Origin of the sequence: Mesorhizobium sp. LMG 17147 (assembly GCF_024297145.1) — a bacterium.
In the GTDB taxonomy this organism is placed as follows: domain Bacteria; phylum Pseudomonadota; class Alphaproteobacteria; order Rhizobiales; family Rhizobiaceae; genus Mesorhizobium.
In genome coordinates this window covers 1-25,490 of record NZ_JANCTC010000002.1, presented here as the reverse complement: position 1 = coordinate 25,490, position 25,490 = coordinate 1, and the positions used below count along the sequence as shown (strand labels likewise).

Below are 25,490 nucleotides of genomic sequence, written 5' to 3'. Positions count from 1 at the left end.
CCGGACGCCGGGAAGGGAACTGCCGGACATGATTAGCGCGAAAATGCTGCAGTGCAAACAAAATCGAAAAGAGCATTAAACCGATTTAGTTTGATCTATCGCGTTGACGCATTGCGTGTCGATCCGGACAACGCCTGGGCAGTTCCGATCCAGGCTTTCGGGAACTCTCATAAAAAATGCCCGGCGCGAGGCGCCGGGCATTCTCATGTAGCAACGTCCGGTTATTTGCCGGGTTCGTTCTCGACATAGGTGTACTTGCCGTCGTCACCCTTCTTCCAGGTGTACATGACGTAGTCCGGACGGGTGATATCGCCCTTTGCGTCGTAGCCGATCTCGCCGATCGCAGTCTTCCAGGGGCCGGCCGACTTGATGGTCTCGGCTACCTTCTGAGCGTCATCGGCTGAGCCGGTCTTGGTGATGGCGGCCGCGATGATTTCCATCGCTGCGTAGGAGTAGAGCGTATAAGCCTCAGGCTCGAAGCCGGCCGCACGGAACTTCTCGACGAGTTCCTTGGCGTTCGGATTCTTGCGCGGATCCGGAGCGAACGTCATCAGCGTGCCCTCGACGGCGTCGCCGGCGATCGAGGCCAATTCGTTCGAGACGATGCCGTCGCCGGACATGAAGGTTGCCTTGAGGCCCTGGTCGGCGAGCTGGCGTATGATCAGGCCGGCTTCGGTGTGCAGGCCACCATAGTAGACGACCGAGACGCCCGCATCCTTCATCTTGGCGATGAGGGCCGAGAAATCCTTGTCGCCGACATTGATGCCTTCATACATGGCCTCAGTCACGCCGTTGGCTGCGAGCGCCTTCTTGGTTTCGTCGGCGAGGCCCTGGCCATAAGGCGTCTTGTCATGGATGACAGCGATCTTGGCATCCTTGAAGTTCGCGGCGAGATAGTCGCCAGCGACCTTGCCCTGCTGATCGTCGCGTCCGCAGGTGCGGAAGGTGTTCCACATGCCACGTTCGGTGAACTTCGGATTGGTCGCGGCCGGCGTGATCTCGAGGATGCCGTTCTCGGCGTAGACTTCCGATGCCGGGATGGAGACGCCGGAGTTGAAGTGGCCATCGACGTACTTGACGCCGTCGGCGACGAACTTGTTGGCGACCGAGATGCCTTGCTTGGGATCGGAGACGTCGTCGCCGACTTCAAGCTTGAGCTGCTGGCCAAGAACGCCGCCCGCCGCATTGATATCGGCGACCGCCTGTTCGGCACCCTTCTGAAGCTGGGCACCGAACGCTGCGTTCGGACCGGTGATCGGACCGGCAACGCCGATCAGGATGTCAGCCCACGCGTTGCCGCTGAACGCGACAAGCGCGGTCAGTGCGACGGCGGACAAAAGTGACTTTTTCATTGAAACGCTCCCATTTACCGAGTGGGCGTGGATGTTGCTTTCATGCGATGCCCACTCTTGCTCGCAGAAAGAGTACTTTGCCGATTTTCAGGCACTTGTCACGCCGATTCATCCCTGAAACGCCGTTAATGATAAATGTCAACCTTTCGGTTTCCAGCTCAAAAGAGAGGCTCTTTCGTAAAGCCAATTATACTGCGTTACCATCTGGTTCGTGCGCGTGTATTGGTAGCCAATGAAGCCCAATATCATCAGCACGATGGTATCGACCACGTAGTAATGCAGCGAAAACATCGTTCCGCCGAACAGCGCATGATGGATGAATCTTACGCCGATGCCGAGCCCCAGCATATAGGCGAATAGCTGGGCGAAGCTGCGCCATGTCTGGGCACACGCCTTGCCCGTCATCCAGGCCGCCCAGCCGCCGAGCAGGCAGGTGACGAAAAAGAACTGCCAAATCGAGGGTTCCTCATAAAGAATGCCCTGCATGATGAAGACTCCTGAAACTCAGTGATGGCCGCCCTCGAGATAGGCGGCGCGCACTTCCGGATTGGCGAGCAGTTCCTTGCCGGTGCCGCTCATCGTCACATTGCCGTTGACCATGACATAGCCGCGCGTGGCGAGCTTCAGTGCGCCGAAGGCGTTCTGCTCGACCAGGAACACGGTCAGTCCCTGCGTGCGGTTCAGCTCGCGAATGGCGTCGAATATCTGCTTGACGATCAGCGGCGCCAGGCCTAGCGACGGCTCATCCAGCAAGAGCAGCTTCGGCCTTGCCATCAGCGCGCGGCCGATCGACAGCATCTGCTGCTCGCCGCCCGAAAGCGTGCCGCCACGTTGGCCGACGCGTTCCTTGAGCCGCGGGAACAGCGTGAAGACCCTTTCGACGTCCTCGTCGTAATGCTTGAGACCGTCGAGGCTGGCGCCCATCTGCAGGTTTTCCATCACCGTCATGCGCGGAAAGATGCGCCGGCCCTCCGGCGACTGCGCGATACGCATGCGCGCGATCTCGTGGGTTGGCATCTGGGTGATATCGGTGCCGGCGAAGGTGATGGTGCCGGCACGAGCGCGCGGAGCACCGAAGATGGTCATCATCAGTGTCGATTTGCCGGCGCCGTTGGCGCCGATCAGCGCCACGATCTCGCCCTGTTTGACGGTGACGTCGACGCCGTTCAGCGCCCTGATGTTGCCGTAGTAGGTCTGGACGCCCTTGATATCGAGCAGCGTTGTGCCGGCCATTATTTCCGCCCCCCACGCCGATTAGAGGTGCCGGGAGTTTTCGACTTCGCCGGAGCCTTGCCCGGCTTTGCCGTGGAAGATTTCGCGGCCGATTTGGTTTTGGCCGGCGATCCGGACTTTGCAGCAGCAGCGCTCGACCTTGCATCGATCTGCCCGGCCTTCGAAGCGCCCTTTGACACTGTGACGCGTTCGCCCTCGCTATGGCCGACGGTATCGGCCACCGGTCCGGCGAGATAGGAAGACGATGTGCCCGGTCCATGCGCGGCATCCGGACCCGTATCCAGTTGCTCGATGACGTCCTCGTCGCCGACTTCGGTCAGTACCGTCTCGACGTCCTCGTCTTCGACGCCGAGATAGGCGGCAATGACGCGCGGGTCGGTTCGTACCGATTGCGGGTTGCCGTCGGAGATCTTGCGCCCGTATTCGAGGACGACGACATGGTCCGAAATCTGCATGACCACCGCCATGTCGTGCTCGATCAAAAGGATCGAGGTGCCGGTGTTGTCCTTGATGTCCATCAGCAGCGCATTGAGCGCCGCCGATTCCTTCGGATTAAGGCCGGCGGCCGGCTCGTCTAGGCACAGAAGCTCAGGGCCGGTGCACATGGCGCGAGCAATTTCGAGCCGTCGCTGCGCGCCATATGGCAGATCGCCGGCAGGATCGTCGGCGCGGTCGACGAGATCGGCCTTCTCCAGCCAGTGCTCGGCGAGTTCAACCGATTCCGCCGAAGCCTGTCTGTATCCGCTATAACCGAACAGGCCGAGAACGGTATAGCCGGACGCCTTCATCAGTTTGTTGTGCTGGGCCACCAGCAGGTTCTCCAGCAGCGTCATGCCCGAGAACAGGCGGATGTTCTGGAAGGTGCGCGCCACTTTGGCCCGCGCCGGGATCTCATGGTTCGGCAGGCGTTCGAGCAGGAAGGTCGAGCCGTCGCGCCGGTTGAGCGTGATCATGCCTTCCGACGGCTTGTAGAAACCGGTGATGCAATTGAACACGGTGGTCTTGCCGGCGCCGTTGGGGCCGATCAGCGCGGTGATCTCGCCACGTTTGGCCTGGAATGACAAATCGCCGATGGCGATGAGACCGCCGAACTTCATCGACAGATGCTCGACCTGCAGGATGGCATCGTTCACGGAGGGGCTCGCGTTCATCAGCCGTGTCCCTCCTTGGTGAAGGACCCGGACACCGCCCTGCGCACCTTGAGGAAGGCTGTCGGCTCGCGGCTGCCGACGAAGCCACGCGGCTTCCACAGCATGACGATGACCATGGCCATGCCGAACAACAGCATGCGATAAAGCTCCGGCGTGAAGTCGGGGCCGAACCCGGGTATGACCTTGATGTTGCCCCAACTCAGGCCGGTCTTGAGGAAATCCAGTTCGCGCAGGATTTCGGTGCCGCCGATCATCACCATGGCGGCGACGGCAATGCCGACCAGCGAGCCCATGCCACCAAGCACGACGATGGCAAGGATGATCGCCGATTCCAGGAAGACGAAGGATTCCGGGCTGACGAAGCCTTGCCGCGCCGCGAAGAACGAGCCGGCGAAGCCGCCGAACATCGCACCCGTGGCAAAGGCCGTGAGCTTGGTGGTGGTGGTGTTGATGCCGAGCGAGCGGCAGGCGATCTCGTCCTCGCGCAGCGCTTCCCAGGCGCGGCCGACCGGCAGGCGCCTGAGCCTCACCGTGACGAAGGCGGTCAGCAGGCAGAGTCCAAGGATCAGGTAGTAGAGGAAGATCTTGTAGTAGGCACCGGACTGCGCGATGCCGAGCACCTTGGAGATGTAGTTCGGGTCGGAGACGTTGAACGACATCAGGCCGAAGAACGAGACCTTCGGGATGCCGGAAATCCCGGCCGAGCCGTTGGTCACTTCGCGCCAGTTGATGATCACCAGCCTTATGATCTCGCCGAAAGCGAGCGTCACGATCGCCAGATAGTCACCGCGCAGGCGCAACACAGGGAAGCCCAGCATCACGCCCCAGAATGCAGCCATCAGGCCGGCGGCGGGCAGCAGGATCCAGAAGGAAAGGCCGTAATGCGTGCCGAGCAGCGCATAGGCATAGGCACCGACGGCGTAGAAGGCGACATAGCCTAGGTCCAGCAGGCCGGCCAAGCCAATAACAATATTCAACCCCCAGGCCAGCATCACGTAGATCAGGATCTGGATGCCGAAATTGTCGACATACTTCAGCGAACCCTGGAAACCGGCCGCCATGGACCCGGCATATAGCGCCAGCACCAACACCACGATAATCGGGTAGAGCGCCAGTGCGGTTATGCCCAATGCCGAGAAATGAGAATGAATGAAGGCCCGGAAACGATATATCAGCCAGGCTAGTGCATAGATGATTGCAAGTGCCCGCAGGAACCGCACAAAATCGGAAAGTTCCGGCCCTAAAGCCTCGGTCAGGAAGCCGCTGAGCGCGAGCAGAATAACGGCGACGGCGAGCGCTACGATGAACGCGGGAAGGCGGAAGAATCGCGAAGCCAGGCTGACCGGCAGCAGGCCGGTAGCGACGTCGACGATCTTCTGGTTCGCCAGGAAGGGCTGGCCATAGGCGACATAAAGGAAGCGTCCGGCCATGGTGGCGATCACGACGCCGGCGAGCAAGCCCCAGCGCTGCACCAGGATCAGTTCGTTGGAGATGTTCTGGTCGGTCTTCAGGCCGATGAACAGCACGAACAGGCCAAGCGAGATGGCGCCGGCATAGAGCGCTTCGCGAAAAGCGCGCTGGACCGGGGTGGCGACGACGGTGCTTTCCGGAGACACGGTAACCGCCATGATCTCAGACCTTTTCGACTTCTGGCCGGCCGAGAATGCCGGAAGGCAGGAAGATCAGCACGATCGCCAGGATGGAGAAGGCGGCGACGTCCTTGTAGTCGATCGAGAAGTAAGCCGACCACATGCTTTCGATGAAACCAATCATCAGCCCGCCGAGCACGGCGCCGGGCAGTGAGCCGATGCCGCCGAGCACCGCGGCAGTAAACGCCTTCACACCGGGCGTAAAGCCGTCGGAAAACACCACCACGCCGTAATACATCAGGAACAACGTGCCGGCGACGGCGGCGAGGGCGGCGCCCATGATGAAGGTGATCGAGATGGTGCGATCGACGTCGACGCCGAGCAGTGCGGCCATCTTGCGATCCTGCTCGCAGGCGCGCTGCGCCCGGCCGAGCGAGGTCTTGTTGACTAGGTACCAGAACACCGCGAGCAGGACTATGGTGACCAGGACGATGATGATCTGCTTCAGCGAGACGCTGATGCCTTCGATGTTGTAGACCGTGGACACCATTGGCGGGACCGGCTTGTTGCGCGGCCCTTGCGTCACCTGGACGAAATTGGACAGCGCAATCGACATGCCGATCGCAGTGATCAGCGGCGCCAGCCGGAATGAACCACGCAAAGGCCGGTAGGCCACCTTCTCGATCGTCCAATTATACAGGCTGGTCAGCAGCATCGCGACGATCATCATGATCAGCAGCGCAACGACGATCGGCAGCGAATAGAACAACGCACCGAGGATAAGGAAAACGATGAGCGCGGTGAAGGCGCCGATCATGAAAATGTCGCCATGGGCGAAATTGATCATGCCGATGATGCCGTAGACCATCGTATAGCCGATCGCTATCAGCCCATAGATCGATCCCAGCGTCAGCCCGTTGATAAGCTGCTGGACAAAATACTGCATGCTGTCGTGGCTCCCCTGGAATGTCGCCCATGCAGACGCATTCCTTTTCGTATTTTCCCTAGTCGTAAAGTTTCGAGCCCGGATTGCAACGTGATTTTTCGATCATTACGCGTGTTTTCGCCGCACGCCGTCCGATTGCCCGTTTTGTTCCCGTCCGCCCCCTGGACCATCGCGGACCCTACCATTGGCCTAACGCAATGTCTTTGACGATTCAATCGCTCCATGCGCCTCATGTCGAAGAAATCGCCGTCAAAATAAGTTGATGGGCGGGATCGTTGCGCCGTCAAAGGCAATCCGTTGCGCTCTCTGTCTTTCCCTAACGTAAGCGTTTTCTCTATTTGACGACGAAGCCGTGCGCGAACGGGTCGCGGTCGTCGATGAAGATCGTGTTCAATCCGGTCATCCGCGCCCACCCGCCGATCGACGGAATAATTGCCGGCTTGCCGGCGACGGTGACCTCTTTCTCCACCCTGCCCTTGAACAGCGACCCGATGATCGATTCATGGACGAAGTCGTCGCCGACCCCAAGCTTGCCCTTGGCGTGAAGCTGCGCCATCCGCGCCGAGGTGCCGGTGCCGCAGGGCGAGCGGTCGATTGCCTTGTCGCCGTAGAAGACGGCGTTGCGGGCATCGGCTTGCGGGTTGGTCGGCGCCCCGGTCCACAATATGTGCGACAGCTTGTCAATGCCGGGATTCTCCGGGTGGACGAAGGAATATTTCTCGTTGAGCCGCTGCCGCACCACCGGGCTCCAGGCGATCAGCTCGCCGGCCGAATGGTCGGCCATGTCGCAATAGTTCTTTTGCGGTTCGACGATGGCGTAGAAATTGCCGCCGTAGGCGACATCGACGCTGACCTCGCCGAGCCCGGGGCATTCGACCGTCAGTCCCTCGGCATAGAGGAAGGACGGCACATTGGTGATGCGCACCTCCTCGACATAATCGCCGACTTGGCTGTACTCGGCGACGACCACGCCCGCCGGCGTATCCAGCCTGAGCACGCCCGGCCTCTTCGGCTTGATCAATCCATTTTCGACGGCAAAGGTCACCGTGCCGATGGTGCCGTGGCCGCACATCGGCAGGCAGCCCGAGGTTTCGATGAACAGGATGGCGATGTCGCAATCCTCGCGCGTCGGCGGATAGAGGATCGAGCCGGACATCACGTCATGGCCGCGCGGCTCGAACATCAGGCCGGTGCGGATCCAGTCGTATTCGGCCAGGAAATGCGCTCGCCGCTCCATCATCGTCGAGCCGTTGAGCAGCGGTCCGCCGCCGGCGACCAGCCGCACCGGATTGCCGCAGGTGTGGCCGTCTATGCAGAAGAAGGAATGCTTGGCCATGCCGGCTCCCAACTGAATGTCTTCGATCTCAAAATCGTTGCGGGCTGAACGGACCGAGATCGAGCGATGGACTCTGCCCGAGAACGAGCTCGCGGATCAAGCGTCCGGTCGCCGCGGCCTGGGTCAGGCCGAGGTGACCATGGCCGAAACCGTACACCACCGACGGCGTTTTTTGCGACTGCCCGATCACCGGCAGCGAATCCGGCAGCGACGGCCGGAACCCCATCCATTCGCGCCCATTGGCCGGATCCAGTCCCGGCAGGAATTTCTGCGCCTTTTCGAGCAGCGCTTTCGAGCGCGCATAATTGGGCGGCCTTTCAAGCCCGCCAAGTTCGACCGCACCACCGACGCGCAGGCCCGTCTCGAGCGGCGTGATGACGAAGCCATGCCCGGAAAAGATCAATTGCCGCCTTACGTCGAAGGCAGTCTTCGGCAGCGTCGTGTTGTAGCCACGCTCGGTCTCCAGCGGGATTCCGTCGCCGAGATGTCTCGCCAACAGATGCGACCAGGCTCCGGCAGCGATGACGAGATGCTTCGCCCGTCGCCTCGTGCCGTCGGCCATGGTCAGGATCGCGCCGTCCTGTCCCGCCTCGACACGCTCGATCCGGGCCCTTTCGAACGCGGCGCCCAACCTCTCGGCATAGGCCCATAACGCCTTTCCAAGCCGCTTGGGGTCGGCGACGGTTTTCCACCCCGGCACGAACGTTCCCTTGACGAAGCGCGGCGACAGACCGGGCTGCAAGGCGGCGAGAGCGCTCCCCTCGACATGGCTGAAGCCGATGCCGAAGCGGTGCCTTGCCGCCCAGCCGGGCAGTGAGGCCTTGAACTCGGCTTCGCTTTCGTAGAGTTCGAGCGAGCCGTCCTCGTGCAGCATCGGCCGTGTGCCGGAACGGTCGAGCAAACCCATCCATTCCGCCTCGGCGAGCTTCATCATCCCGGCCTGTGCGGCAAGGCCGGCTTCATAGCGGTCGCTTCGGCCGGCGCGCCAGAAGCGGACCAGCCAGGGCAGCAGCTTCAGCAGATAGGCGGGTGGGATGCTGAGCGGGCCGAGCGGGTCGGCGAGCCATTTCGGCAGTTGCCTGATCATGCCCTTGTGGGCGAGCGGCAGCACGTCGGAGAAGGCAAAGGCGGCGGCATTGCCGGAACTGGTCTCCTCGCAGATCCCCGTCCGATCGAAGATCGTGACGTTTCGCCCCGCCTCGGCCAGAAATGCGGCAGCGCAGATGCCGATAATGCCGCCACCAATGATGGCGACATCGAGCGTAGCATTGTCATTCATTGCCATGCGCCGCGCTGCACATCTGCAAACACCCTCGAAGGCACTGGATCAGAATGCCGGCAGTTGCGGCCGCACGGCCAGCGCATCCCTGACGACCTTTTCGACTGCCTTGCGCCGCTCGCCGGACAATGGCTGGCGCGGCATGCGCACGCGGTCGTTGGTGTTGATCGCCCAAACTTCGGCGAGCTTGATGTTCTGCACCAGATAGGTCGAGACGTCGAGGTCGAGCAGCGGCCGGAACCAGCGGTAGATCTTCAACGCCTCCTCGCGGCGGCCCTGTCTCATCAGCTGGTAGATGGCGACGGTCTCGCGCGGGAACGCGGTGACCAGGCCCGCCACCCAGCCGATGGCGCCGACCGACAGCGCCTCAAAGGCGAGATTGTCGACGCCGGTGAACAGGTCGTAGCGGTCGCCGAGGCGATTGATGATCTCGGTCGAGCGGCGGATGTCGTCCGAGGACTCTTTTATGGCGACGAAGCGCTGGTCCTTGGCCAACTCCTCCATCTGGTCGACGGTGACGTCGACGCGATAGGCAAGCCGGTTGGAGTAGATCATTACCGGCAGGTCGCCGGCCGCGGCGACGGCGCTGAGTGCCGCGACCGTCTCCTCGGCATTGGTATGGTAGATCGGGCTCGGCACCACCATCAAACCGTTGGCGCCTTCCTTGGCGGCGCGGCGTGCGATCGCCGCCGCCTCGCGTGTACCGGCCTCGTTGACCGTCAACAGCACCGGTTTTTTGCCGGCGATCTTCTGGGCGGTCTTCAGCACCGCGATCTTCTCGTCATGCGACAGCATCGGGCCTTCGCCGAGCGACCCGCATACGATGATGCCGTCACAGCCGGCCTCCATCTGCAGCGCAAAGCAGCGCTCCATCTCGGCATGGTCGAGGCCGTCGTCCTCGGTGAATTTGGTCGTAACGGCGGGGAAGACTCCGGCCCACATGTCGATCGCTCCATCTGATATATCAGTCGTATATTTCTTAAGAAGCCGGCTGTCAACGTTGAATCTGATATGATATATCAACAATATATCAGGAGAAGCCGTATTGGTATATGACAGCCCGGGCTCCGAGCCGGCAACTGCGAAGGCCTACCGCAGGCTCGAGCACTCTCGAGCTGGCGCCGGCGAGCTTCATCACCGAGGGGGCGCTGATCGACAGGCTCGGCCTCGGCCGCACCCCGGTTCGCGAAGCGATCCAGCGACTGGCTTGGGAGGGGCTGCTCGAGGTCCGGCCGCGCGCCGGCATTGCCATTGCCCCGCTGCACCCCGGCGACTGGCTGCGTGTCCTCGACGCCCGCCGTGGCGTCGAGGTGGTGCTTGCCCGCTCGGCCGCTCGCTTCGTCACCCGCGAGGCCGCCGACCTGTTCCATGACGCTGCCCTTGCCATGCAAAAGGCGGTGATTTCGGAAAATGTGTTTTACTTCATCCAGGCCGACAAGGCGCTCGACGAGGCGCTGGCGCTGGCTGCCGACAACCCGTTCGCCGCGCGCCTGGCGGCGCCCTTGCAAACCCACAGCCGCCGTTTCTGGTTCCGCTACAAGGCCGATACCGGCTTGGCCGAATCCGCCGAGCATCATGTCGCGCTGATCCGCTCGATCCTAGCAGGCGACGAGGAGGCCGCAGCCAAGGACGCCAAGCGCCTGATGGCACTTTTGCGCGGCCATGCCGAGGCAGCTGCCACACGCTGAGCCTGTCATTTCGTCATGCGCCCTGGCCGGGCAGGGCCATCACGTTTTCCCAATTGTCGCCGGCCGCGACGATGCAGCTTCTGCCGGCGATATCGGTGACGACGATACTCCAGGTTCCGGTCTCGGCGACAAAGACTTCCATGACCGCCTCATGACCGATCAGCCCCAAAGCAAACTGCCTTTCCTGGAACTTCTCGCTCAAATGGGCGACGAGCTCGCCATGTTCAACGCAGTATTATTGATATTGCGCGCTTGCGGTGTTCGTACCCATCGCCAATGCGCCAGCAAGAACCAGGGTTTTCACCCATCCCAACAGCGATTTGTGTGCCATAGGCACCTCCTTTGCCATCGCGTTCCGGCAAAGGAGGGGTTTGACAGCCTCATTTTGCCGGAGCGATCCAGGCCGGTTCCGACGTCATCATCATCGCGTCGTTCCTTTCTGTGTTCCGGTCTGCCATCGGTGGGAACGGTTCTAGATGTTCCCATTATGTTCTCGATATATGGTATCGGCAATGGAAAAGCGCAAGCAGGCGCCCAAGCGGGCGCCTGCAGATCCGTTTTACGGTTGTTGCCGAAAGAATGGGCCACTAGGCTGCGCGGCCATGCCGAGGCCGCTGCTACGCGCGAGCGTGGAACCTCATCAGGTGCCTGGCAGCGCCGCTGTCGTCATCGCGCTCTCCCAGCCTTCGCCGACTGAAATCACGCAGCTTTGGCCTTTTGTGTCGCTGGCGAGGATGGTCCATGTGCCCTTGTCGGAAACGAAGACTTCAAGCACCACATTCGGATTGACGACGCCGACCGCACTCGGGTTTTCATGAAACTTCTCGCCGAGCGCCTTCACCATATCGGCGCGTGCCGCACATTGCTCGGCAGCCATTGCCGGGACGGCGGAAAGGGCCATCGCAACGCAAGCTACAGTCGCCATGAGACGTGTCATCTGACACCTCCTTTGCGCCGGACGATATCCCCGGAGCCGTCACCAGCGCCGTTGGTTGATCTGCCAGCGTCTGCTTCGCGGCAGGACTGCAACCTAAGAAGATTGCTGCCTTCTTGGTTCCATCACATTAGTGTTCATGCCGATGAAGACCGCGACGAAAAAAAGGCCCGGGTCGAGCCCAGGCCTTCTTTTTCCGCGATCTGGATCAGTTCATCGTCGGGATGACGAATTCGGCGCCATCCTTCACGCCGGCCCGCGCGCCCGAAGCCAAAGGGCGAGGACGCGCAGACAGAAAACCGTCCGGCTAATTCATCGTCGGAATGACGAACTCGGCGCCATCCTTCACGCCGGCCCGCGCGCCCGAAGCGGAAGGCGAGGACGCGCAGACAGAAAACCGTCCGGCTAATTCATCGTCGGAATGACGAATTCGGCGCCATCCTTCACGCCGGACGGCCAGCGCGACGTCACCGTCTTGGTCTTGGTGTAGAAGCGGAACGCGTCCGGCCCGTGCTGGTTGAGGTCGCCAAAGGAGGACGCCTTCCAGCCGCCAAACGTATAGTAGGCGATCGGCACCGGGATCGGCACGTTGATGCCGACCATGCCGACCTGGACTCGCGAGGCGAAGTCGCGCGCCGCGTCGCCGTCGCGGGTGAAGATGGCGACGCCATTGCCCATTTCGTGCTCGTTGGCGAGCTTGATGGCGTTCTCGTAGGTCGGCGCGCGCACCACCGAGAGCACCGGCCCAAAGATCTCTTCCTTGTAGATGCGCATGTCGGCGGTCACGTTGTCGAACAGGCAGCCGCCCATATAGTAGCCGTTCTCGTAGCCTTGCATGGAAAAGCCGCGTCCGTCGACGACCAGCTTGGCGCCTTCCTTGACGCCGGTGTCGACATAGGACTTGACCCGCTCCAGCGCCTGTGCCGTGACCAGCGGGCCGAAATCGGCGGAAGAATCGGTCGACGGACCGACCTTCAGGCTCTCGACCCGCGGCACCAGTCTTTCCATCAGCCGGTTGGCGGTGTCGTTGCCGACCGGAACGGCCACCGAGATCGCCATGCAGCGCTCGCCGGCCGAGCCGTAGCCGGCGCCGATCAGCGCGTCGACGGTCTGGTCCATGTCGGCATCCGGCATGATGATCATGTGATTCTTGGCACCGCCGAAGCACTGCACGCGCTTGCCGGCCGCGCAGCCGCGCGAGTAGATGTACTGGGCGATCGGTGTCGAGCCGACGAAACCGATGGCCTTGATGTCGGGATCGTCGAGGATGGCGTCGACCACTTCCTTGTCGCCGTTGACGACATTGAGGATGCCCGCCGGCAGGCCGGCCTCGATGAACAGTTCGGCAATGCGCATCGGCACGCCCGGGTCGCGCTCGGACGGCTTGAGGATGAAGGCATTGCCGCAGGCGATGGCCGGCGCGATCTTCCACAGCGGGATCATCGCCGGAAAATTGAACGGCGTGATGCCGGCGACGACGCCGAGCGGCTGGCGCATCGAATAGACGTCGATGCCGGGGCCTGCGCCATCGGTGAACTCGCCCTTCATCATGTGCGGCGCACCGATGCAGACCTCGACCACTTCGAGGCCCCGCTGGATGTCGCCCTTGGCGTCGGCGATGGTCTTGCCGTGTTCGCGCGCCAATATCTCGGCCAGCGCGTCATACTCCTTGGCGATCAGCTCGAGGAACCGCATCAGGACGCGCACGCGCCGCTGCGGGTTGGTCGCCGCCCAGCCGGGCTGTGCCGCCTTGGCGTTTTCGACCGCCGCGCGCAATTCCGCCTGCGAAGCCAGCGCCACCGTGCCGCGCACCGTGCCGTCCATCGGCTGCATGACGTCCTGCTTGCGGCCGCTGGTTCCGGCGACGCGCTTGCCGCCGATGAAATGACCGTATTCGATCATGGTCTCTCTCCCTGGTTCGTGATGAGGCATTGTCCGCCTTTGCGAGAGCGATGGCAACGCGAGCGAAAACGCAACCGTTGTGCAGAAAATAGATAGCAGCGGGTGTCTGTGCATCAAATCGCGCAAATGATAGAGATGTGTGGTGTACGCCATGGGATAGAGAAATTGAGTTTCTTCGCCGTCGAGCGCTGCCGTAATCGTCATCATCCGGACCATCCCGATGAACTGGGATGATGCCCGCATCTTCCTTGCCGTGGCGCGGGCCGGTCAGATCCTCGGCGCCGCCAGGCGGCTGGAGCTTAATCACGCGACCGTCTCGCGCCGCATCGCCGCCCTCGAGGATGCGCTCAGGACAAAACTGTTTCGCCGGCTTACCACCGGCAGTGAGCTGACGCCGGCGGGCGAGCGTTTCCTCGAGATCGCCGAACGCATGGAGGGCGACATGATCGCCGCGCGCTCGACTGTTTCAGGCGAAGGCGACGACGTGTCGGGCACCGTGCGGATCGGCGCGCCGGACGGTTTTGGCGTCGCCTTCCTGGCCAGGCGCCTCGGCGCGCTGACCGCTCTGCACCGTGAACTCACCATCCAGTTGGTGCCGGTACCACGCTCCTTCTCCTTGTCACGGCGCGAGGCCGACATTGCCATCACCGTCGAGCGGCCGACGGAAGGCCGCCTGGTGGCGGGAAAGCTGGTCGACTACACGCTCGGCCTGTTCGCGTCGCGCGCCTACGCCGACACCCATGGCCTGCCCGGAACCGCCGCCGAGCTAGGGCAGCATACGCTGATCGGCTACGTGCCGGATCTGATCGTCAGTCCCTCGCTCGACTACGCGGCCGAATTCAGCGCCGACTGGCGCACCAGCTTCGCCATTTCCTCCGCGCTCGGCCAGGCCGAAGCGGTGCGTTCCGGCGCCGGGATCGGCATACTGCACACCTTCGTTGCCCGCTCGATGCCGGAGTTGGTGCCCCTCGATATCGTCGCACCCATTCGCCGCGCCTACTGGCTGGTCTATCATGAATCGGTCAGGCCGCTGCGCCGCGTCCAGGTCGTCTCGAGCTTCATCACCAAGGCCGTCGAACGGGACAGGGGTTTGTTTGCATGAAGCCTATCGGCCGGCGGCTGTCTTGAGCTGCTGGGGTCTTACTTGGTGTATCGTTCCGGCCCGAGATCGCCGACGTCGATGTCCGGCACCCGGCTGGAGATGATGTCGGCTAGAACCTTAGCCGAGCCGCAGGCCATGGTCCAACCGAGTGTGCCATGGCCGGTATTGAGATAGAGATTGGAGAAATCGGTGCGGCCGATCAGCGGCGGCCCGTCCGGTGTCATCGGCCGCAGCCCGCACCAGAAGGTCGCCGATCGCATGTCGCCGCTGCCCGGAAACAGGTCGCTGACCGAATGTTCGAGCGTGCGGCGCCGCGGTTCGTGCAGCCGCAGATCGAAGCCGGAAATCTCCGCCGTGCCGCCGACCCGGATACGATCGCCGAGCCGGGTGATCGCTACTTTGTAGCTCTCGTCCATCACGGTCGAGGCCGGTGCGGCGGTGGCGTCCTTGATCGGCAGGGTGATCGAATAGCCCTTGACCGGGTAGACCGGGATGGGGCGCTTCAGCATGCGCATGAACCGCGCCGAATAGCTGCCCATCGCCATCACATAGGCATCAGCGACCATCCAGCCCTTGCTGGTGCTGATGTTGGTGATGCGATCGCGCTTCTTGACGACGCGCCGTATCTCCGTGTCGTATTCGAAGGTGACGCCGCGTGCCGCGCAAAGCTCGGCAAGCCTGTCGGTAAACATCTTGCAGTCGCCGGTTTCGTCGCCGGGCAACCGCAGGCCACCGACGAATTTTTCGCGCACGCCAGCCAGCGCGGGTTCGGCCGCAATGCAGCCGTCGGGGTCGAGAACCTGGTAGGGGACGCCATAGGTCTTCAGCACCTCGACATCGCCACCGACGCCGTCGAGCTGCTTTTGCGTTCGGAAAAGCTGCAGCGTGCCCTTTGCGCGCTCGTCATAGGCGATACCGGTCGCCTCGCGCAGCGCCTTCAGCGTGTCGCGGCTGTACTCGGCCAGCGGCACCATGCGCGCCTTGTTCAGCGCGTAGCGTTCAGCCGTGCAATTGCGCAGCATCTTGACCAGCCATATCCACATATGCGGATCGAGGGCCGGTCGCACCACCAGTGGGCCGTGCTTCATCAAAAGCCATTTGATGGCCTTCAGCGGAACGCCGGGCCCGGCCCAGGGCGAGGCATAGCCGGGCGAGATCTCGCCGGCATTGGCAAAGCTGGTTTCCAGCGCCGGGCCTTTCTGGCGATCGATCACGGTCACCTGATGGCCGGCCTCGGCAAGAAAATAGGCGGTGGTGACCCCGATCACGCCGCCGCCCAGCACGAAGATCTTCATCGTTTGGTTCTCCGCGGCGGCATCTCGTCGGGATTCGAGACCGGGATCATCGCCGCCTTCTGTCTGCCGGATTCTGTGGCGTCAGCCAAGTGCCGATGCTTAGGGAAAAGACATGCGTGAGGACAACAAGCTTGCGTCCTAGCGATTCACATAGCGCCGGTGGAAACGGTGGCCGAGGCTGGTCAAGACCTCATAACCGATAGTGCCGGCCTGGCCGGCTACCTGGTCCACCGTCTGCGACGACGGCCCGATCAGTTCAACGAGGTCGCCGGCCTTCAGCTTGCCAGGCGGCAGTGCGGAAATGTCGAGGATGATCGTATCCATCGAAATCCGACCGACGAAGGGCAGCCGCACATTTTCGAACCAGGCAGCGGAAGCGGCGCGACGATGCCAGCCATCGCCGTAGCCGAGCGAAATCGTCGCCGCGGCAAGCGGGGCCTTGGCATGGAAAGTGTGGCCGTAGCCGACACCGGCGCCGGCCTCCAGCATCCGCATCTGGATGACCTTGGCCTGCAATCGCACCACCGGCAGCATCGGATTGTCCTGGGCCGGCGTCGGATTGACGCCATAGAGAGCGGCACCCGGACGAACGAGGTCGTAGTGATAGCGCTGCCCGAGAAAAATGCCTGATGAATTGGCAAGGGAAGCCGGCGCTTCCGGCAGCATTCGGCGCAGCCGTTCGAATTCCAGCCGTTGCTGTTCGTTGGCCGGTTGCTCGGGTTCGTCGGCGCAGGCGAGATGGCTCATCACGAAGGTCAGTTCGACACCGTCGAAGGCCTGTGGATCCCGCGCGACTGCCTTCACCTCGGACGGCGTCATGCCGAGCCGCGACATGCCGCTGTCGACCTGGAGGGCGGCCGGCAGCTTACGGCCCACCCGTCCGGCCATTTCGCGCCATGCCGCGAGTTGGCTGGCGCTGTTGAGTACGCTGCAAAGCCCTGCTGCAACCGCTTCCCTTTCCGCACCCGGCGGAATGCCGTTCAGCACATAAATGGCCGGGTCTGAGCCGAGCGCCTTGCGCAGCAAGATGCCGCCGGCCAAATGCGCAACAAAGAAGGTATTACAGCCCTCAGCCATCAGTTCCGCCGCCACCGGCGCCGCGCCAATCCCGTAACCGTCGGCCTTGACCACTCCAGCACAGCTGACGCCGCCCAGCCGCGCCTTCAGCCGCCGGTAATTCTCACGGATGGCGCCGAGATCGATGGTCAGGATTGCCCCCGCCGCCGCTTCGCTGATCGGCTCGCTCGGGGCGCCAGCCTGCGGCAGAGAGACGCTCTGCGGAAGAGATCTGCTGGAGATGTCGTTCATGCCGACCTGTTTTAGCGGAAGGCTGGCGGCTACGCCACCAGGTGCCGGAACGCCGCCACCACATCTTCGTAGACCTTGCGCTTGAACGGCACGATCAGGCCCGGCAATTCCAGCATCGGTCGCCACGCCCACCGGTCGAATTCGGCCTTGTGGCCACCCGGCGGCGGATTGATCGCGATCTCGCTTTCGTCGCCGTGGAAGCGGAAGGCAAACCATTTCTGCGTCTGGCCGCGATATCGTCCCTTGAAGGCGACGCCGACCAGATCGGCCGGCAGATCGTATTTGATCCAGTGCGGCGTCTCGGCCAGCAACGACACCGAGCGCATGCCGGTCTCTTCGTAGAGTTCGCGCCTGGCCGCGAGCAGCGGCTCCTCGCCATCGTCGATGCCGCCCTGCGGCATCTGCCAGAGCTGTGTCGTTCCGGCGAACTCGCTGTCCGGCTCGGCAATGCGATGGCCGAGCCAGACCAGGCCGTCGCCATTGAGGACCATCACCCCTACGCAGGGCCGGTAGGGCAGAATTGCAGGGTCAACGAGCTTGTTCTTTGCCATCTCAGCCTTTTTCCGGATCTACGGCCACCGCCGAAATCGGCACGATCTCGATGCCGCGCTTCTTGGCCTCGGTCACCCAGGACGATACGGTATCGACCGTGAGGTCGAAGGCCGAGCCGATGCCGACGGCAAACCCTTTCGCCCGCGCCGTCGCTTCCAGCCCATCCAGTTTCTTCAATATGGCGCCGCGGTCCTGCACCGCGTCGATCGCCGCATCGCCGCCGACGAACGGCACGCCGTCCTTCAGCGCCAATTCGGGTGCCAGGCTGCGCGCTGAGGAACCGTCATCGACATAGGCAAGGCCACGCTTGCCAAGCTCGGCCATCAACGGCCCCATTGCCGTCGCGTCGGCCGAAAAGCGGGCGCCCATATAGTTCATGACGCCGGTGTAGTTGGTCGTTCGCGACAGCGCCCAGCGTAAATTCTTCAAATTCTCGTCCGGCGTCGCAGCCACGGTCAGCGTGTTGCGGCCAGGATTGACGTTCGGATAGTCGAACGGCTCGAGCGGCACCTGCATGATGACCTCATGGCCGCCCTGCCGCGCCACCTGCATCCAGCGGCCGATGCTGTTGCCTTGCGGCGCGAAGGCCAGCGTCACCTCCGCCGGCAGCTTGGCGATGGCTGCCTGCGTGCCGGTCTGCGACACGGCAAGACCGCCGATGACGAGCGCCACGCGTGCACCGCGTGCGCCGGACCACGGCCGCGCATAGACATCGAACGGGCGCCGGCCGTCGGCGGCGCGGATCGGCAGCGGACCGGTCTCGCTGGCCTCGATCAGTGCCTTGTCGGGAATGTGCGCGATCCTGAGGTTCTGGCCGATCGTCGAAGGGTCGCGGATGACGATGGCCGCCTCGGGTGGACCGTCGCCCTCCTCGGTCTGGACATGGATGATCTGCGGACCGCCCGTCTTCAGCCCGCTTATGTTGGCGCCGCTTGCGTTGCTTGGCGCTGCCGTTTCGGGCGTCGCCTTGGCAGGCGCCGCGGCGGTATCGGCCGCCGGCGTCTTCGGCGTCGAGACCGCTACTTCCTGCAGCTTCCGGAACGGCTTGTCGCGCAAGGCGATCGCGCTGGAGACGCCGACCACCGACAGCACGACAAGCGCGGCCGCGACCGCACCGGCGCTGATCCCGCTGCCCGAGCGCGACGGCCGGATCGCCTGTCCGAGAGGTCGTTCTATGTCCTTGCCGATATCAGCCAAGCCCGCACCCCCGGCGTGCATCCCCGAAGTAAAACCTTCTCCGGAGGCGCAAGATCCAAAATGTCGGCGCGTCCCCTTGCTTCACTTGACGCGCAGCATGCCGGCCGCAGCCCCGAATCAAACTGCCGGAGCCTCGCGGCCCCGGCAGCATCGCATCGCTTCGCTCAGGCAGCCAGACCTGTTTGGCCCGGCTTGCCCGCCCTTACTGGTTCAATACGGCCTTTTGCGGATTCGGCGGGAACGCCGGATCGGTCTTCTGGCCGCGCAGCAGCTGCTCGGCATAGATGAGCTGCAAATCGTCCTTCGGCTCCGGCGGCACATAGGCTGCCGAACCCGAACCGGTCGTGCCTTCGTCGGCGCCCTTGATATGGCCCTTGAGGTCGGATTCGCCGCGCGTCAGGTCCCTGCCCTGCAGTTCCGCCGGCAGCGGCTGGTCGACCTTGATGTCGGGCGTGATGCCCTTGCCCTGGATCGACTTGCCGGACGGCGTGTAATAGAGCGCCGTCGTCAGCCGCAGCGCCCCGTTTTCGCCAAGCGGGATGATGGTCTGCACCGAACCCTTGCCGAAGGACTGCGTGCCGACCACCGTGGCGCGGCGCAGATCCTGCAGCGCGCCGGCAACGATTTCCGATGCGCTGGCCGAGCCGCCATTGACGAGCACGATCAGCGGCTTGCCGCCGATGTCGTCGCCGGCCCGTGCGTCGAAGCGGGTGACGTCCTTCGGATCGCGGCCGCGCGTCGAGACGATCTCGCCACGGTCGAGGAAGGCATCCGACACGCTCACCGCCTGGTCGAGCAAACCGCCCGGATTGAGGCGCAGGTCGAGCACGTAACCCTTGAGCTTGTCGTTCGGCACCTGCTTCTTGATGGTGTCGATGGCATTCTCGAGGTCGTCATAGGTCTTTTCGGTAAAGGAGGTGATCTTCATGTAGCCGATGTCGTTTTCGACCCGGAACTTGACCGCCTTGACCTTGATGATGTCGCGCACGACGGTCAGTTCGATCGGCTTGTCGGCGCCCTGGCGCAGGATGGTGAGCTTGATCGGCGTGTTGACCAGCCCGCGCATCTTCTCGACGGCGTCGTTGAGCGTCAGGCCGCGAACCTCCTCGCCGTCGATCTTGGCGATATAGTCGCCGGCGAGCACACCAGCCTTGGCGGCCGGAGTATCGTCGATCGGCGTGATCACCTTGACCAGGTCGTTCTCCATGGTGACCTCGATGCCGAGGCCGCCGAACTCGCCCTTGGTTTGAACGCGCATGTCCTGCGCTTCTTCGGCGTTCATGTAGGAGGAGTGCGGGTCGAGCGAGGACAGCATGCCGTTGATGGCATTTTCAACCAGCGACTTGTCGTCGGGCGGCGTCACATAATTCGCCCGCACCCGTTCGAAGATATCGCCGAAGATCGCCAGTTGCTTATAGGTCTCGGAGCCCGCAGCCTTCGCCGTCGAGCCGGGCGCGCCATAGACCAGGCTCATCGCCGATGCACCCATCAGCGCACCGGCAAACAGAAGCGACAGTTTCCGCATCATTCACGTCCTTCCAGAAAAACGGTCCGCCCACCATGGGGCCGGATCGACGGGTTTTCCATCCTTGCGGAACTCGACATAGAGCTCCGGCGTGGCATTTCCATTCTTCGATGCCGAGGTGCTCGCCACCCGGGCCTCTCCCATCGCGCCGACCGGCTCACCTGCGAGCACCGACTGGCCAGACGCGACGCTGATTCTGCTCATCCCCGCCAGGACGACATGATAGCCGTCACCCGCATTCAGGATCAAGAGTTGACCGTAAGAGCGGAAAGGCCCCGCATAAAGCACATTTCCATCCGCCGGTGCTGTGACGATGGCTCCCGATTGTGTCGCAACCATGTCACCGAGCATCACCGCGCCGTTACCGTCCTCGGCGCCGAAGCGCCGCTTGATCCTGCCGGTGACCGGCAGCGCGATCTGCCCTTGCAGCGCGGAAAACGGCGCGGCAGCGGTGAGCCTGTTGCTCTCCGGCACCGGCAGCGAGGCCAATTCCGTCGACGCCGCAGCCGATGCCGGGCCCTTGTCGGCGTCGGCCGTCTTTTGCTCGGCTGCCTTGGCCGCATCCGCCGCCTTGCGGGCCCTGTCGGCCTCGAGCGAGGCGATCAGTTCTTTCAGGCTGCCGGCCTTGGCCGCCAACGTCGCGGACCGCTGCTTTTCGGCGGCCAGCGCGGTTTGCGTATCGGCGGCGAGCTTCTGCTTGGCTTCGAGCAGCATGCCGAGCCGCTTTTTTTCCGCCGCCTGCTCGCCGATCGCTGCCGTCAGCCGCGCCCGCTCGGCCTCGATCGAGGCCGTCACCCGCGACTGCTCTTTGAGGTCGGCCAGCAACATGTCGGTCTGCTGGCGCAGTTCCGGCACCACGGCACCGAGCAGGATGGCGCTGCGCACCGACGACAATGCGTCCTCCGGCTTGACCAGGATCGCCGGCGGCGGGTTGAGCCCCATGCGCTGCAGCGCGCCGAGCACTTCGGCCAGAACGTCGCGTCTGGCGGCCAGTGAGGCGCGGATCTTCTGCTCCTGCGCCTTAAGCCCTTCCAGCTTGCCGCCAATGTCCTCGATGTCCTGGCCGAGCTTCTGCTCGGTCATCGCCGACTGGATCAGCGCCGCGGTGATCGAGGCGTGGTCCTTCTTGACCGCCGCGATGTCGGCGGCGAGCTTGGCCAGCCGCTCGGACGACAGCGTGATCTCTTTCGATACTTTTTCGTATTCGGCGCGGCTCTGGTCCGGGTCGGGCGCCAGGTCGAGCGTGTTCTCGGCCCGCGCGACGCCGAGCGAAAGCGCGATCGCCGCCACGGCGATGGCGTAGCGCACGCGCCAGGAGCCCGTTCGTGATTTCCAGTCTTCAGACATTGAAGCCTAACTCTATGCGCGGCTTCGTTAACGAACCATCAACCATGTTCGAGCCCGGCCGCGATCCGCAAACCCCATGAGCCCAAACTGTCGATGAGCATTGGGGCAAAAATCCGGGCGGCTGGCATCAATTCGCCGACGGAGCCAACTTCATGGACGATGGTAGGGGTGACCGGAAAGGATCGTGGCCGCCCGGTAAAGCTGCTCGCCCAGCATTATCCGGACCAGCTGATGCGGCCAGGTCAGCGCGCCGAGCGACACCGTCAGATCAGCCAGGTCGCGCAGCGACTGGTCATGGCCGTCGGCGCCGCCAATGGCGATCACCAGCGCCTTGCGCCCGCCATCGCGCAGCGAGCCTATGCGGCCGGCGAAATCCTCGGAGGAAAGGTTCTTGCCGCGCTCATCCAGCAGCACCAGCGCCGTGCCCGGTTGCAAGTGCGTCTGCAGCTTCTGGCCTTCCTCGCGCCGGCGCTCATTGACCGTCTGCGCGCGGCCTTCGGCAATCTCGACGATCCCGGCGAATTCGAGGCCTACGGCAGGACCGCTCTTGGCAAAACGCTCGAAATAGCGATCGGCCAACTGCTTCTCGGGGCCGGCTTTCATTCGGCCCACGGCATGAACGGTAATCTTCATCCTTGCCTCGACGAGCCGCTGATGCATGTCGGACAACGACATACATCACGACGGGTACGGCTCAGTGGAGGGTCTCCTCCTCGAGATCGGGCGCCTGCCACATCTTTTCGAGATTGTAGAAGTCGCGGACCTCGGGACGGAAGACATGGACGATGATGTCGCCCGAATCGATCAGGACCCAGTCGGCGCCAGCCAGCCCCTCGACGCGCGCCGTGCCGAGCCCGGCATCCTTGAGCGCCTTGAGGAGGTGATCGGCGACAGCCGAGACATGACGGTGCGATCGGCCCGATGCGACGACCATGTAGTCGCCGAGGCTCGATTTCCCCTGAATGTCGATTGAGACGATGTTTTCGGCCTTGGAGTCTTCCAGACTGGCAAGGACTGTCTTGATGGCGCGGGACACGGCGTCGTTTACGCTGATCCCGGCCGGCGAAGGCACGATGTCGGCCTTCTTCCGAAGTGCTGTTCTCAGTGTATTTCCTTTCGCAGCAAGAACAACCAAATCACCTTCAAAATCAGGTGACACTGCTTAGATAGGCAGAGTTAGGTTGCAGTTTCAAGACACCGCTCGCAAGCAGGCGCCCGGCAGCGGCCGAATATGAGGCTTTCCGAGCGAGAAAATCGGAACCGCCTCGCCCCGCAGCGGTTATCGGCTCATCCACAAACCGGAATCCCGAAATGCCGATCGATCCCCAGAACGCCCTCCTCACCGTGCAATCCGGCCTGGCGCAACTCAGCACGCTGATCGTCTCCTACTCGCTTTCTGCGGTCGGCGCCGTCATCCTGCTGGTCATCGGCTACATCGTCGCCGGCCTCGCCGAGCGTTCGATCTATGCCGGCCTCGGCCATATCCATGGCTTCGACGAAACGCTCCGCCATTTCTTCTCGCAGGTCGTCCGCTACGCCATCCTCGGCCTGGTCGTGATCATGGTTCTCGGCCAGTTCGGCGTGCAGACCGCTTCGATCATTGCCGCCATCGGTGCCGCCGGCCTGGCCATCGGCCTGGCGCTGCAAGGCACGCTGCAGAACATTGCCGCCGGCATCATGCTGCTGGCGCTGCGGCCGTTCCGCATCGGCGAATATGTCGAGGTCGGCGCCATATCCGGCACCGTCGAGGAGATCGGGCTGTTCGCTACAACGCTGAGGACGGTCGAAGGCGTCTACGTGCTTGCACCCAACTCGACCCTATGGAACCAGCCGGTCCGCAACTTCACCCGCAACGGTGTGCGTCGCGGCGACATCACGCTCGGCATCGGCTCGTGGAACGACATCGACTTCGCGCAAAAGACCATGCTTGGCGTTGCCGCCGCCGACCGGCGTGTCAGGCGGCAGCCTGCGCCGATCGCCTTTGTCGCGACCGTCGGCGACAGCACCGTCGCCATCACCTTGCGCTACTGGACGGCGGCTGCCGACTTCTTCGCCACCCAGATCGACCTCACCAAGAGTGTCAAGCAGGCGTTCGATGCCGAGGGCCTTTCGGTCCCGGCGCCGGCACCGAAAGCGCCGCAGGCGGATGCCTCAGCCACACGGCAATAGAGCATTTGAAGCCAGCTGGAGGGTGTTCAAATTTCTTCGCGCCCGCGTTGACCTTCGGGCGCGAAGGCGAGATCGACGGGCAACGGCGCCTGCGCCGTCATCGGCGCGAAACTGCCGGTCTCGGTGGCGGGCACGGGCCGCACCATGACGACTCGCCAAAGAACGAACAGGCAGTAAGCGGCGGCAATGACGATTGCCACATAGATGAAGGCCTGCGTGCCGTATACGGCGGAAAGCCCGGTCACGATGCCGGGCACGACGAAGCCGGAGAGCGACCAGGCGAACAAAAGCGAGCTCGACAGCGCCACCATGTCGTCCTTGCCGGCGCGATCGCCGGCATGGGCGCTGGCCAGAGAGTAGATCGATTCCGAGGCGCCGTCCCAGACCACGTAGATGACGAGCAGCGCCACCAGCGCGCCGCCGTCGAAACCGAGGGCAAACAGGCCCGCCGCGGCGGCAAGCGCCGACGCCGCGATCAGCACGAAGCGCCGGTCGGTGCGGTCGGAAATCCAGCCGAGCGGGATCTGCAGGATCAGCGTGCCGACCGGCATTGCCGAAAGCAGCAAGGCGACGTCGGCCTGGCTGTAGCCCTTCGCCGTGGCATGGATCGGCGCAAAGCCCGAGATCGTCATCGACAGGCCGCCGACGGCAAGCATGCCAGCAACGCCCACCGGCGAGATCCGCCAGGCGCGGCCGAGCGCCACGGACGCCGCTTGCGGCGCCGGTGGCTGCGCAAGCCGCGTCAGCCCGACGGGAAGGATCGACAGCGCGGTGAAGGCAATGCCGATCAGCGGCGCATCGGCCGCGCGGATATCGATCAACGCCAGCGTCGAATAGCCGACGCCGAGTCCGGCGACATAGGCAACGTAGAAAATAGCCATGACCCGGCCACGGATGGCGTTGGCAACGACATCGTTCAGCCAGCTCTGCGCGACGATGAACAGGCCGCAAATGGCAAAGCCGTAGAGCGCCCGTGCAGCGATCCACGGCAAGGGATGCGGCCCGGCGCCGACCGCGGCGTTGGACAGCACGATGAGTGCTGACAGCACCATGAACACGCGCGCATGGCCGACACGCCGCACCAGCGGCCCGGTCAGGATGCAGCCGGCGAGGCCGCCAGCCGAAAGGCCGGTGACGATCAGCCCCGCCCAAGTCGGATCGAAGCCTGCGGCGCCGAGCCGGACTGGGATATAGGCGAACATGAGCCCATTGCCGACGGCGATCAGCGCCATCGACAAGAGGATACTGGCAATGGCGATCGACGGGGCCGGCTGCCCTAGAGCGGCGGACTTTCATGTGAGTCCATAGCCTGCGGCAGTGAAGTAGTTTCTGCATTCTGTTGGAGAGAAGAGATTGCAGATATCGCCAATGGCCTGCCACAGGGCGTCGATGGTTCTGATGGCCTTTGCGCGCAGATGCGCCTTGAGCTTGGCGAAGGCCATTTCGATCGGGTTGAGGTCGGGGCTGTAGGGCGGCAGGAAGAGCAGCCATGCGCCTCTGGCCCGGATGGCTGCCTCGGCGGCCGGACTCTTGTGGGCAGCGAGATTGTCGAGGATGACCACATCGCCCTTTGCCAGCGTCGGAG

Annotated in this window: 23 protein-coding genes and 2 pseudogenes; 3 read left to right on the top strand and 22 right to left on the bottom strand. The window is 63.3% G+C overall.

Features of this window, described 5'->3' with window-relative positions:
- Positions 1–221 precede the first annotated feature (221 nt).
- The 9 genes and pseudogenes from NMG46_RS03830 to NMG46_RS03790 form a co-directional block, all read right to left on the bottom strand.
- Positions 222–1,352 carry a branched-chain amino acid ABC transporter substrate-binding protein gene (locus NMG46_RS03830; RefSeq protein ID WP_254816422.1) on the bottom strand — a complete coding sequence of 377 codons (1,131 nt, stop codon included), beginning with the start codon at positions 1,350–1,352 and terminating at the stop codon, positions 222–224.
- Positions 1,353–1,490: 138 nt separating this feature from the next.
- Positions 1,491–1,838 (bottom strand): DUF6867 family protein, encoded by a 348-nt coding sequence (locus NMG46_RS03825; protein WP_254816421.1) that lies wholly within the window; start codon positions 1,836–1,838, stop codon positions 1,491–1,493.
- 18 nt (positions 1,839–1,856) lie between these two features.
- Positions 1,857–2,585: an ABC transporter ATP-binding protein gene (locus NMG46_RS03820; RefSeq protein ID WP_254816420.1), complete on the bottom strand. Its 729-nt coding sequence runs from the start codon at positions 2,583–2,585 to the stop codon at positions 1,857–1,859.
- Positions 2,586–2,602: 17 nt separating this feature from the next.
- Positions 2,603–3,736 (bottom strand): annotated as a pseudogene (locus tag NMG46_RS03815) (ABC transporter ATP-binding protein); the annotation flags it as partial.
- Positions 3,736–5,364 carry a high-affinity branched-chain amino acid ABC transporter permease LivM gene (gene livM / locus NMG46_RS03810; protein WP_254816419.1) on the bottom strand — a complete coding sequence of 543 codons (1,629 nt, stop codon included), beginning with the start codon at positions 5,362–5,364 and terminating at the stop codon, positions 3,736–3,738. The gene livM and the pseudogene NMG46_RS03815, both read right to left, overlap by 1 nt.
- 4 nt (positions 5,365–5,368) lie before the next feature.
- Positions 5,369–6,271: a branched-chain amino acid ABC transporter permease gene (locus NMG46_RS03805; RefSeq protein ID WP_254816418.1), complete on the bottom strand. Its 903-nt coding sequence runs from the start codon at positions 6,269–6,271 to the stop codon at positions 5,369–5,371.
- A gap of 334 nt (positions 6,272–6,605) precedes the next feature.
- Entirely contained in the window at positions 6,606–7,607 is a 1,002-nt protein-coding gene (locus NMG46_RS03800; protein ID WP_254816417.1) for a 4-hydroxyproline epimerase, read from the bottom strand.
- A 28-nt stretch (positions 7,608–7,635) separates the two neighbouring features.
- Positions 7,636–8,886 (bottom strand): FAD-binding oxidoreductase, encoded by a 1,251-nt coding sequence (locus tag NMG46_RS03795; protein ID WP_254816416.1) that lies wholly within the window; start codon positions 8,884–8,886, stop codon positions 7,636–7,638.
- A gap of 48 nt (positions 8,887–8,934) precedes the next feature.
- Positions 8,935–9,828: a dihydrodipicolinate synthase family protein gene (locus NMG46_RS03790; protein WP_254816415.1), complete on the bottom strand. Its 894-nt coding sequence runs from the start codon at positions 9,826–9,828 to the stop codon at positions 8,935–8,937.
- A 69-nt stretch (positions 9,829–9,897) separates the two neighbouring features.
- Between NMG46_RS03790 and NMG46_RS03785 the strand changes: the two are divergent.
- Positions 9,898–10,574, top strand: a pseudogene (locus NMG46_RS03785) (GntR family transcriptional regulator).
- A 13-nt stretch (positions 10,575–10,587) separates the two neighbouring features.
- Here NMG46_RS03785 and NMG46_RS29660 read toward each other — a convergent pair.
- From NMG46_RS29660 to NMG46_RS03775, 3 genes are all read right to left on the bottom strand, one after another.
- Positions 10,588–10,716, bottom strand: a complete 129-nt coding sequence (locus NMG46_RS29660; RefSeq protein WP_302893629.1) for a hypothetical protein — start codon at positions 10,714–10,716, stop codon at positions 10,588–10,590.
- Positions 10,717–11,214: 498 nt separating this feature from the next.
- Entirely contained in the window at positions 11,215–11,511 is a 297-nt protein-coding gene (locus tag NMG46_RS03780) for a hypothetical protein (RefSeq protein WP_254816413.1), read from the bottom strand.
- A 402-nt stretch (positions 11,512–11,913) separates the two neighbouring features.
- Positions 11,914–13,410: a CoA-acylating methylmalonate-semialdehyde dehydrogenase gene (locus tag NMG46_RS03775; RefSeq protein WP_254816412.1), complete on the bottom strand. Its 1,497-nt coding sequence runs from the start codon at positions 13,408–13,410 to the stop codon at positions 11,914–11,916.
- 220 nt (positions 13,411–13,630) lie between these two features.
- Here NMG46_RS03775 and NMG46_RS03770 point away from each other — a divergent pair, with 220 nt between their 5' ends.
- The gene (locus tag NMG46_RS03770; protein WP_254816411.1) at positions 13,631–14,512 is read left to right on the top strand and encodes a LysR family transcriptional regulator; all 882 of its coding nucleotides are present in this window, start codon (positions 13,631–13,633) and stop codon (positions 14,510–14,512) included.
- A gap of 38 nt (positions 14,513–14,550) precedes the next feature.
- On the opposite strand, the gene NMG46_RS03765 is transcribed toward NMG46_RS03770, so the two are convergent.
- From NMG46_RS03765 to rsfS, 8 genes are all read right to left on the bottom strand, one after another.
- Positions 14,551–15,879 (bottom strand): D-amino acid dehydrogenase, encoded by a 1,329-nt coding sequence (locus tag NMG46_RS03765; RefSeq protein ID WP_368389281.1) that lies wholly within the window; start codon positions 15,877–15,879, stop codon positions 14,551–14,553.
- Between the two features lie 66 nt (positions 15,880–15,945).
- Positions 15,946–17,115, bottom strand: coding sequence for an alanine racemase (alr, locus tag NMG46_RS03760; RefSeq protein ID WP_254816409.1), 1,170 nt, complete (start codon positions 17,113–17,115; stop codon positions 15,946–15,948).
- 29 nt (positions 17,116–17,144) lie between these two features.
- A complete protein-coding gene (locus NMG46_RS03755) occupies positions 17,145–17,666 on the bottom strand; it encodes an RNA pyrophosphohydrolase (protein WP_254816408.1) in 522 nt (173 codons plus the stop codon).
- 1 nt (position 17,667) lies between these two features.
- Positions 17,668–18,864 (bottom strand): divergent polysaccharide deacetylase family protein, encoded by a 1,197-nt coding sequence (locus tag NMG46_RS03750; protein ID WP_254816407.1) that lies wholly within the window; start codon positions 18,862–18,864, stop codon positions 17,668–17,670.
- 202 nt (positions 18,865–19,066) lie between these two features.
- Positions 19,067–20,392, bottom strand: coding sequence for a S41 family peptidase (locus NMG46_RS03745; protein ID WP_023719673.1), 1,326 nt, complete (start codon positions 20,390–20,392; stop codon positions 19,067–19,069).
- Positions 20,393–21,736 (bottom strand): murein hydrolase activator EnvC, encoded by a 1,344-nt coding sequence (locus NMG46_RS03740; protein ID WP_254816406.1) that lies wholly within the window; start codon positions 21,734–21,736, stop codon positions 20,393–20,395. It abuts the gene before it with no gap.
- Between the two features lie 150 nt (positions 21,737–21,886).
- Positions 21,887–22,369: a 23S rRNA (pseudouridine(1915)-N(3))-methyltransferase RlmH gene (rlmH, locus tag NMG46_RS03735; RefSeq protein WP_254816405.1), complete on the bottom strand. Its 483-nt coding sequence runs from the start codon at positions 22,367–22,369 to the stop codon at positions 21,887–21,889.
- Between the two features lie 61 nt (positions 22,370–22,430).
- Positions 22,431–22,808, bottom strand: coding sequence for a ribosome silencing factor (rsfS, locus tag NMG46_RS03730; RefSeq protein WP_023678068.1), 378 nt, complete (start codon positions 22,806–22,808; stop codon positions 22,431–22,433).
- Positions 22,809–23,047: 239 nt separating this feature from the next.
- Between rsfS and NMG46_RS03725 the strand changes: the two genes are divergently transcribed.
- Positions 23,048–23,905 (top strand): mechanosensitive ion channel family protein, encoded by an 858-nt coding sequence (locus tag NMG46_RS03725; protein ID WP_254816404.1) that lies wholly within the window; start codon positions 23,048–23,050, stop codon positions 23,903–23,905.
- A 26-nt stretch (positions 23,906–23,931) separates the two neighbouring features.
- Here NMG46_RS03725 and NMG46_RS03720 read toward each other — a convergent pair whose 3' ends face one another.
- Together NMG46_RS03720 and NMG46_RS03715 are read right to left on the bottom strand one after the other, a co-directional pair.
- Complete coding sequence (locus tag NMG46_RS03720) at positions 23,932–25,164, bottom strand: MFS transporter (RefSeq protein WP_254817055.1); 1,233 nt, start codon at positions 25,162–25,164, stop codon at positions 23,932–23,934.
- Between the two features lie 33 nt (positions 25,165–25,197).
- A partial coding sequence (locus NMG46_RS03715; RefSeq protein WP_254816403.1) for a transposase occupies positions 25,198–25,490 on the bottom strand: 293 nt, incomplete at its 5' end.